Origin of the sequence: Rheinheimera sp. (genome assembly GCF_020217005.1) — a bacterium.
GTDB lineage: Bacteria > Pseudomonadota > Gammaproteobacteria > Enterobacterales > Alteromonadaceae > Pararheinheimera.
Genome location: NZ_JAIWOI010000068.1, coordinates 1 through 10000 on the forward strand (window position 1 = coordinate 1; position 10000 = coordinate 10000).

Consider the following 10000-nt stretch of genomic DNA (forward strand, 5'->3'; position numbering starts at 1 on the left):
GCGACGTCTAATTTGAGTAGCGATGCTGCCCGGCCACCATAAGCCGGCCCCCAACCACCGGGCGAGAACTCAGCTCCGCCTATCACGTTCGGCGCGAAAATAGAGAAACGACCACCACCACCCACATCTTCCTCTTCACCTAAAGTGGCATCAAAGTGCACCGCTTTATCAAAGGGAAAGTCATCAACAAATAATAAATTATCCCGTGGACCACGGCCACGTACACTAAAGCTGGCGAACTCACTGGCGGATGCCAGGCCAGGCAAGCCATCCAACGACAACAGCGGATCTGCACCTCCGCCTACCGCACTTGCCAGGGCTTCTCTGTCGAGATAGATACTGGAGCCAGATGCAAAAACATCAGATTGTCGCCCTCTAACCTCAACCACCTCAATGGAGTGCTTTTTAAGTTCGAATTCTATCTTGATAGTTTTGCGCGTCACCACCCGCACACTGGGCGCATTTAATGAAGCAAAACCGCTTTTGGCAACGTCCACCGAGTACAGACCCGGCTCAAGCGACTCAACAAGGATACGACCTTGCTCATCAGTTTCTAACGTTTGAGTGGCAGAGGTTTCCCTTTGCTTAAGAGTGATCTGCACCTTTGACAGTGGCCGGTCAGTCGTCTGATCTTTGACGATAAACGTCAGCGCACCGGGCGCTTCTGCTGCATGGGCCACAAGAGGCAAGCCAATAAGGCCCCCCCACAACGTGATCCAGCATAGGTGTTTTAACTGTCTATTCATCTTGCTAACCTCCAAAAATCAACCCTGTTTATTTGAAGAACTGCAGGCAGGCTAGCAGAGCTAATGTGACTAAAAAGTCGCCAAAAGATGAAAGTTGTATTAGAGGCAGGATGGCTGTGGCGGCCACATCTTGCGATATGGTCGTTGTGACGCTTACATTCTGTCTGGGGTACAGAGCTGGTTTAGAAGCAAGTGCTGGATATTATGCTAAAAGCGTTTCGCCGCTGGCGAGACGCTTTAAAGTAAGGAATGTAGCAGTCAACTACAAGCGTGAAGTAACACCTACGCCTGCTCAGCACCATTAATCACAGCTTCAATATGATAACCATCCGGGTCAATCACAAAAGCCGCGTAATACTCATCGCCATAATCTGGTCTCAATCCAGCAGCACCATTGTCTTTGCCGCCATGCAATAAAGCAGCTTTATGGAACTCATCCACAGCAGCCCGGCTTGGTGCTGCAAAAGCCAGATGAAAGCCAGGTACTGAACCTGACAAAGTTTGTGCTCTGAGTTTGATGGCAAACTTATCGCCACCGTTGCTGTAGCCATAACCTACAGCACAATCCGGGTCATCGTCACTGATATCATCCCAAACCCGGACATAACCTAAAGCGGATAACACAGCATCATAAAAAGCGGCTGAACGATAAATATCAGAAACACCAAAAGAAACATGATGCAGCATAAAACCTCAAAGTAAGGACGGTTGATTAAGGAGTCGTGATCTATCACAACTCGCATGTCTGGCGCTATTTGGCTGGCAGGGATAAACCCTGATTGGTGTTGGATTGGAATTATAGACGGGCGGGTACAAGACCCGCCCCTACAATTTAGAATCGACGAGAAGCCCATAAACAAGGCCAGCTTTCGCTGGCCTTATAAAACTTACTTCTTATTCACCAGATTCGCTCTGGCTTTTAAGATCCGGTCCCGTTTGTATTGCTGATTAGGCGTCAGCGTATTACGTTTACCGGCAAATGGGTTTTCGCCTTCGCGGAATTCAATCCGTACCGGAGTACCCATCATCTGCAGCGATTTACGGAAATAGTTCATCAGATAACGTTTGTACGAATCTGGCAAGTCATCGACCTGATTACCGTGGATCACGATAAGAGGTGGATTGTAACCACCGGCGTGAGCGTATTTCAGCTTGACGCGACGACCTTTCACCATAGGAGGCTGGTGGTCTTCTACTGCCATTTTCATAATACGGGTTAAAAGTGCCGTACTGACACGACGGGTGGCCGAGTCGAATGCTTCTTCTACCGATTCAAATAAGTTACCCACACCAGAGCCGTGTAAAGCAGAGATAAAATGCAAACGGGCAAAGTCGATAAAACCTAAACGTCTGTCGAGCTCACGTTTTACATCGTCTTTAATGCGATCGTCCAATCCGTCCCATTTATTGACCGCGATCACCAAAGAGCGGCCTGAATTTAACACAAAACCTAAAATACTTAAGTCCTGATCCGAAATACCTAAACGGGCGTCCAGCACTAAAATCACCACGTTGGCATCTTCTATCGCCTGCAGGGTTTTAATCACAGAGAACTTTTCGACCATATCGTCAATTTTGCCACGACGACGCACACCAGCAGTATCAATCAGGGTGTATTCCCGTTCACCGCGAGTCATAGGGATATAAATCGAATCCCTTGTGGTGCCTGGCATGTCGAATACCACGACACGCTCTTCACCTAAAATACGGTTGGTTAAAGTTGATTTACCAACGTTTGGACGACCCACTATGGCCAGCTTGATATGCTGATCCTTCGCCTGGGTAATGTCTTCTTCGCTTTCGTCCTCTGGTTCAAATTCTTCCGGTAATTCTTCGCCTTTTTCGATGGCAGCTATACGCTGTTGTTGTTGTTCAGACAACAAAGGCAATAACGCATGTTGCAGCAAAGACACCACACCACGGCCATGTACAGCAGCGATAGGATAAACTTCGCCTAAGGCCAGACTGTAGAAATCTGCAGTGGCAGTGTCAGCATCCAGACCGTCCGTTTTGTTGGCGACCAGAAATACCTTTTTGTTAATACGGCGTAAGTGCTGGGCTATTGCATCATCAGCCACCATAGCGCCGGCGCGGGCGTCGACCATAAATAGCACTACATCGGCTTCATCTATGGCTTTGAGTGATTGCTCAGCCATTTCCACTTCAATGCCTTGCTCATTGCCGTCTATACCACCGGTATCGACCACAATAAATTCATAACCTTCGTATTTGACTGAACCGTATTTGCGGTCACGCGTCAGGCCCGGATAATCCGCCACTAAGGCATCACGGGTGCGGGTCAAACGGTTAAATAATGTTGATTTTCCAACGTTGGCTCTGCCAACCAAAGCCACTACAGGTAACATGGTTTTACCTCAAATAAAATTACTATGTATCCTTGTGGATACCGCAGGCCAACTGGCCTTCTTACTCTGTGACGTCAGGCTTTTCAGCCGCGGCACCTACCTATACCTAAGTAACCTGGAGTTGCAGCAAGGCGACAAGCCAGTGAGTCCCCAGGAGCATAGTTAACCTATGTAACTGGGGCAAGATGGCGCGGTCAACAAAGCTGCAGCTTCAGGTACGACGGCTATAAATCGTTAAACTTTATTAAACAACAAGGCCGGAGGCGATGGTTTATCGGCTCCGACCTTGTCTTATTCCATACTCAGCTGGTTTAAGGTAAGCGTATTAAACTTAGCTCACCGTCCCGGGTTTGGATCACTAATTCATCGGCTGAGCTGACGCCCTGCACATAAAAACCTGAACCATAAGATTCCTGAGCAACAAATTCTCCGGTGTTTTTATCTAACCAGAATAAGTTGCCTTCGACATCACCAATAGCCAGATAGTCTTTATAAACTGCAGGTCCGGTCAGGAAATGCTTATGCAAACCTAACTGAGCCCATTGCTCTAAACCATTACGGCGGTCAATCGCAAAGATCTTGCCAACGCTGTCGACCAGATAGATGGTATTGCCTTCAACTACCATGTCGCGGAAACTGGCGTATTCACGTTTCCACATCACCCGGCCGGTACGCAACTCCAGTGCAACCAGCTCGCCGTTAAAGGCAATAGCGTACACTGTGCCATCTACAACTATAGGGGTTGCATCCACGTCGACCATACGGGATAAATCTGTTGCGCCTTTTGGCACCGCTATGGCTGCATCCCATGCCAATACGCCTTTATCGGCTATTAGTACTGACACTTTGCCTGCGCCGCTACCAAAAATAACACCACCACTGGCAATGACTGGTTCGCTGGTGCCACGTAAGCTTAATAAAGCACTTTCCTGCTCATGCATCCAGCGCTGTTCACCTGTATCCGGATGCAATGCAAACAGATAACCAGCTGAGGTGTTGACCAACACATAACCTTCACCAGCGGCTGGACTGGCAATAACTTCGCCTTTGACCTTCACGCGCCATACCAGCTCTCCTGTCTCAGGATTTAAAGCCACTACATCGCCATTTTCTGTACCGACAAAAACTTTGTCGTAGCCCGCACTGACACCACCAGAAACCCGGGCTGTTTCCGAGTTCCAGAACTTCAGGCTATCCAGCAAACTGCCGGTGCCATCATCGCGCACATCAAAGGTCCATAGACGATCGCCTGACTCGCGGTCAAAAGCCATCACTAAACCAGCCCGGCTGGCGGCAAAGACTTTGTCTTTATAAATCAGAGGTCGTAGCGATGAGTCATAATGCTCAACACCATCACCAACAGATGCGCTCCAAATTTCTTCGGGCTCAATTTTGTTGTTAATTTCCGGGTAGACCAATTCTTCTTTGGAAGAACAAGCGGCCAAAGTCGTCAACAACACCAGCATTAAGCTGATACGGGACCTGAATAACTTCACTCTTACACCTTAAGCAGCAGTTACGTGCGCCAGTTCGTCTAATTTCACTTTCAGAATTGGATTCTGAGCGTCTTTGGTTGCTGCTACAGCAGCCAGATAAGCAGTTTTAGCTTTGGCCAGCTCACCTGAATTCAACAGCACATCACCAGTCAGCTCTTGTTGTTGTGCTTTAAATGCCTCAGGCACTGAGATAGCTAAAGTAGCTAAAGCGGCCGGATAATCTTTTTGTTCGTTTTGCACCCGAGCCAGGCGTAATTGCGCCAGTGCTTTAATTTCAGGCTGAGTTGCAGCAGTGATAACCCAGTTCAGCTGTTTTGCTGCAGTGGTGTAATCCTCTTTCGCCACAGCTTCTTTGGCGGCAGCAAAAGCGGCCAGCAATGCATAAGAAGAGTCACTGTTTTTATCAACAAAAGTCTGGAATTGCGCTAATAACTCTGGATTATCCGCAGCGTCTTGCTGCTGTTCCAATAATTTAGTGTACGCGCTTGAAGACGCCATTGCGCTTTCTAACTGCTGGTCCTGGAAATAACGCCAGCCATATAAACCACCTAAACCCAAAACAACTCCGGCAATAATGGCAGTACCATTTTCTTTCCAAAAGCGTTTAATTGCTTCGACTTGTTGTTCTTCGCTATTGTAAATTTCCATCTTCGATCCCTATAAACCAGCTGCTTTACGGAACAGCTTCATGCGGTCAAATTTATATTGTCTTGTTAAGACAGCTGTTTGATATAGCTGCTCAGCTCAGTTAATTTAATATTTTGTTGTGGCTTATCTTCTCTGAGCCATTTCAGCGTAATTTCGCCGGCAGCCAGTTCAGTTTCACCTAATAACAGGCCAAGGCTGGCGCCAGACTTGTCGGCTTTTTTCAGCTGTTTCTTTAAGTTACCGCCACCACAATGCATCATTAAGCGCAGCTCAGGTAACTCATTCCGAAGGGCTTCGGCAATAGAAACTGCGGCAAGTTCCGCGCTCTCCCCTAAGGCCATCAGATAAATATCAGTTTGAGCCTGTACTTGTGGTAATAACTCTAAGGTTTGCAGCAATAATACCAGTCGTTCCATACCTAAGGCAAAACCAACGGCAGGAGTGGCTTTGCCGCCCAGTTGCTCTACCAGACCGTCATAACGGCCACCAGCACAGACTGTGCCTTGTGAACCTAAACTGCTGGTGACCCACTCGAATACGGTTTTGTTGTAATAGTCCAGCCCACGCACTAAACGCGGATTGATCACAAACCCAACTCCAGCTGCTTTTAAGCGTTTTTGCAGGCCATCAAAATCAGCCTTAGATTCTTCATCCAAGTAATCTAACAACTGTGGCGCTTTGCCCAGCATTTCCTGCATCACAGGATTTTTGCTATCCAGCACCCGCAGCGGATTGCTGTACATGCGGCGTAAACTGTCCTCATCCAGCAACTCTTTATGTTGCTCTAAATAAGCCACTAAAGCTGCGCGGTAATCAGCGCGAGCCTGATTTGAACCTAAAGAGTTCAGCTCCAGCGTCACATGAGCAGATAAACCTAAGCTTTGCCATAAACGGGCACTGAGCAAAATCACTTCTGCATCAATGTCCGGGCCTGCCATACCAAAAGCTTCTAAACCAAACTGGTGGAACTGGCGGTAACGACCTTTTTGCGGACGTTCGTGACGAAACATAGGGCCCATATACCACAGGCGCTGCTCCTGGTTGTACAGCAAACCGTTTTGATTGGCTGCACGCACACAAACCGCTGTGCCTTCGGGACGCAAGGTCAGGCTATCACCGTTGCGATCAGCAAAGGTGTACATTTCTTTTTCAACGATGTCGGTCACTTCACCAATAGAGCGTTTAAACAGCTCCGTCATTTCTACGATAGGAAAACGAATTTCCTCATAGCCATAGTTTCGAACTGTTTTACGTAAAATCTGTTCCACGTGCTGCCATGCCGGAGTATCGGCAGGTAAGCAGTCGTTCATGCCACGAATGGCCTGGATATCTTTTGACACAGGTTTTATCTCTTTATCCTAAGCGGATGGTGCAGCAAGGCCGCTTAATCCAGCTGTTTAATTTCAATCAGTTTTTTTTGCTCTGCCAGATACAACCGTATCTGCGCTTCCAACTGCTCTGCCACGCTGTTGTTATCAATACGTAATTTCTGGCGCTGACCTTTGAGGTAAAAACCACTCATCCGGTTTGCTCCTGCTACACCTAAATCAGAGATCAAGGCTTCTCCGGGACCATTTACCACACAACCTATGACAGACACAGTAACAGGATCGACCACATCTTCTAACCGCTGCTCCAGTTCATTCATGGTTTTGATTACATCAAATTCCTGACGGGAGCAGCTTGGGCAGGCAATAAAATTGATACCGCGGGAGCGAATACGCAGTGATTTCAAAATATCAAAACCCACTTTCACTTCTTCCACAGGGTCTGCGGCCAGTGAAATACGTAAGGTATCGCCTATGCCTTCGGACAACAGCATGCCAAGGCCTATGGCTGACTTCACGGCTCCAGCTCTAGCGCCACCCGCTTCAGTTATACCTAAATGCAGCGGTTGTTTAATTTGTTTTGCCAATAAGCGATAAGCACCTACAGCCAAAAACACGTCGGATGCTTTGACACTGACTTTAAACTGGTCAAAGTTCAGCCGATCCAGAATTTCGACATGACGCATGGCCGATTCCACTAGCGCTTCTGGTGTAGGTTCGCCATACTTTTCCTGCAAATCGGCTTCCAGTGAACCACCGTTCACACCAATACGGATTGGAATGTTTTTATCGCGTGCCGCTTCAACCACTGAACGAATACGGTCCTCACGACCTATATTGCCAGGGTTAATACGTAAGCAGTCAACTCCGTATTCAGCCACTTTCAGCGCGATACGGTAATCAAAATGAATATCGGCTACCAGCGGAATAGGCGATTGTTGTTTAATCAGCTTAAAGGCTTCTGCCGCTTCCATAGTGGGCACAGACACCCGCACTAAGTCAGCGCCAGCTTTGGCTATAGCCTGAATTTGCGCCACTGTGGCTTCGACATCTGTGGTTTTGGTATTGGTCATTGACTGTACAGCAATAGGCGCATCGCCGCCTATCAGTACATTACCCACTTTGATTTGCGTGGACTGTCGTCTTTTAATAGGATTTTCTGCGTAACTCATCAGTTTTGTCCGAGGGTTAACCGGGCGACCCGACCTGTTGGATAACCTGACAGATCAATGGCTTCGCCATTAAAGCTAAGAGTGGCTGCTGCTGCGTTGCCCAATAATACTTTGACTGGCGCAACACCGCGTAAATTTAATTGTTCACCGGCCTGACGGCTGCCAAATACCAATCTCTTACCTGTGGCATCCACTACATCGACCCAACATTCTGCGCTAAGCGACAAACTGATAGTGGCGTTTGTTTCAGCCTGTACTGTACTTTGTGGGTCTGGCGTAGTGACAGTTGGTGTTAATACCGGAGTTTCTGCTGTTGGTGTAACTGGCTGTTCGACTGAAGGTTCAGTCTGAGGCTCAGTAGTTTGAACAACAGGGCTCTGCGGGCCTGACAGGTTCTCAGCTGAGGCAACTGCTGGTTCAGCAGCACTCTGCTCAGACAAGGGCGCAGAACCAGCGGTATCCTGCGTCGCATCTACCGTTGCTTGTTGCTGCACAGTTTCGACGTGAGCACTATCTGCCACTGCTGCAGAAGGTGAAGTCGGCGATTCGGTGGCGGTAGGCGAATGGTCCAACTGAGTCACAGGGATTTCGTTATGAGGTTGGGTACTTTGCTGGTAAAGCGGAGCCTGACCTGGCTGCGCATTTGCGGCGGCCGGTTGCACAGACGCAGTTTCCAGCATAGATTCGTCCGTTTGCGCCATAGGTAACGCAGTACTGGCAGAACTGCTACCAAAGCGACTTTGCCAAAAACCAACGACCAGCAAAACGATAAACACAAAAATGACAAAATAAGTCACCCACATAAAACGGTTTTCTGTGGCTTCTGTTGCTGTGCGTTTAGAGAAACTGCGGGTCAGACTTGGAACTTGATGTAAACCTTTGGAGTTACTGCTGTATGCATCCAGTACTTGCTGGGCTGGTATTTTCAGCAATTTAGCATATGAACGCAGGTAACCACGAACAAAGGTTGATGAAAGTTTGGCATCAACCCTGTCCTGCTCCAAATCTTCAATCAAGCCTTTGCTTAAATTCAATTGCTGCGCCACTTGCGCCACAGAAAGATCTTGTTGCTCACGAGCCTGGCGTAATGTTTGACCTGCGCTAAGAGTGGGCTGCGTTAATTCAGTCGTCATAATTCTAATTGTGCCGGATCTTTTAAGTAGATAAATTGCCCAGCCCTAATGGGGCTTTGCTCAGTTAAGTTGTTCCATTGCAGCAGGCTGGATAGTTTCACCCTGTAACGCATCGAAATCCGGAATAAGGTATCGCCATACTGGATTTGATAACGTTCTGGTACTTCAATTTGTGGTTCGATCTGCCGGGGTGCCTGTTGTCCAATCCACAGGATTTGTCCCTTGACTATAGGCTGATTATCACGCAAAGAGTTCCAGCTGATTATATCGCTAATAGTAACACTGTAACGCTCTGCTATGCCATACAAGCTTTCATCTTGTTGCACCTGATGTTGCATAACCTGACCAGTGTAACCAGAACCTGTGTTTTTAGACTCTGCAGCGAGTTCAGCAGCAGACTGAACGACCACAGTGTCGCTGGTCTCTTCTGTTACAACTTTCTCTGAGGGCTGCGTCTGTTGAGCCTGCTGAGCTAAGGGCGGCTTTTTACGGGTAATTTTAATTTTGGGCTGAACTACGCCTGCTTGTACCTGTTCAGTGGGTTGTTGCAGCAGCTGTTGTTTATACGCTTGCCTGAGCAGACTAAATTCCGACTCGCGCAACTTGCCCTGACTAAATAGCAAGGTTTCCTGGCTTTGCGGATAAGTAGTCAGCAGCAACTGCTCTGCGGATTGCATTCTTTGATAATCTTGCTGTTCCTGTGCAATCAGATAGCCCAGTAATACAGAACGAGGGGAAATCTGGGATGCGCTTTGCATTCGATCCAAAAGCACCTGGGCGTCTGCTAAATCAGCCATCGCATAATTGACCGAAGCCAGGTTAAACAAAGCACTGGGCCGACTGGCATTGTGCTTGATCGATAAATCCAGATAAGCCTTGGCTTGAATAAAATCTTTTTGTTCCAGCCGGCACAAGGCAATATTTTCATAGCTGTCTGCAGCGCGGATATAACCTGGGCGGCTTATCGCCTGTAGCAGCAACTGCTCAGCTTGCTGATACTTGCCACGCTGACATAAAAAAGCGCCGTAGTTGTTATAAGAGTCAGCGTTATCAGGCTCGAGATCTATGGCTTTTTGATAAGATTTTTCTGCAGCTTCAAACTCCGCCACTT

General features: G+C 47.9%; 9 protein-coding genes. All 9 read right to left on the reverse strand.

Going from position 1 to position 10000, the window contains the following annotated elements:
* A partial coding sequence (locus LDL40_RS03370; RefSeq protein WP_300993694.1) for a carboxypeptidase-like regulatory domain-containing protein occupies positions 1-746 on the reverse strand: 746 nt, incomplete at its 3' end.
* A 282-nt stretch (positions 747-1028) separates the two neighbouring features.
* Positions 1029-1433: a VOC family protein gene (locus tag LDL40_RS03375; RefSeq protein ID WP_300993695.1), complete on the reverse strand. Its 405-nt coding sequence runs from the start codon at positions 1431-1433 to the stop codon at positions 1029-1031.
* A 200-nt stretch (positions 1434-1633) separates the two neighbouring features.
* Positions 1634-3112, reverse strand: a complete 1479-nt coding sequence (der, locus tag LDL40_RS03380; protein WP_300993696.1) for a ribosome biogenesis GTPase Der — start codon at positions 3110-3112, stop codon at positions 1634-1636.
* A gap of 311 nt (positions 3113-3423) precedes the next feature.
* Positions 3424-4608: an outer membrane protein assembly factor BamB gene (gene bamB / locus LDL40_RS03385; RefSeq protein WP_300993698.1), complete on the reverse strand. Its 1185-nt coding sequence runs from the start codon at positions 4606-4608 to the stop codon at positions 3424-3426.
* A gap of 9 nt (positions 4609-4617) precedes the next feature.
* Entirely contained in the window at positions 4618-5256 is a 639-nt protein-coding gene (locus tag LDL40_RS03390) for a tetratricopeptide repeat protein (protein WP_300993699.1), read from the reverse strand.
* 65 nt (positions 5257-5321) lie between these two features.
* Entirely contained in the window at positions 5322-6596 is a 1275-nt protein-coding gene (hisS, locus tag LDL40_RS03395) for a histidine--tRNA ligase (protein ID WP_300993700.1), read from the reverse strand.
* 44 nt (positions 6597-6640) lie between these two features.
* Positions 6641-7756: a flavodoxin-dependent (E)-4-hydroxy-3-methylbut-2-enyl-diphosphate synthase gene (gene ispG, locus LDL40_RS03400; RefSeq protein WP_300993701.1), complete on the reverse strand. Its 1116-nt coding sequence runs from the start codon at positions 7754-7756 to the stop codon at positions 6641-6643.
* Complete coding sequence (locus tag LDL40_RS03405) at positions 7756-8889, reverse strand: RodZ domain-containing protein (RefSeq protein WP_300993702.1); 1134 nt, start codon at positions 8887-8889, stop codon at positions 7756-7758. Before LDL40_RS03405 ends, ispG begins: the two co-directional genes overlap by 1 nt.
* A partial coding sequence (locus LDL40_RS03410; RefSeq protein WP_300993704.1) for a LysM peptidoglycan-binding domain-containing protein occupies positions 8886-10000 on the reverse strand: 1115 nt, incomplete at its 5' end. The genes LDL40_RS03410 and LDL40_RS03405, both read right to left, overlap by 4 nt.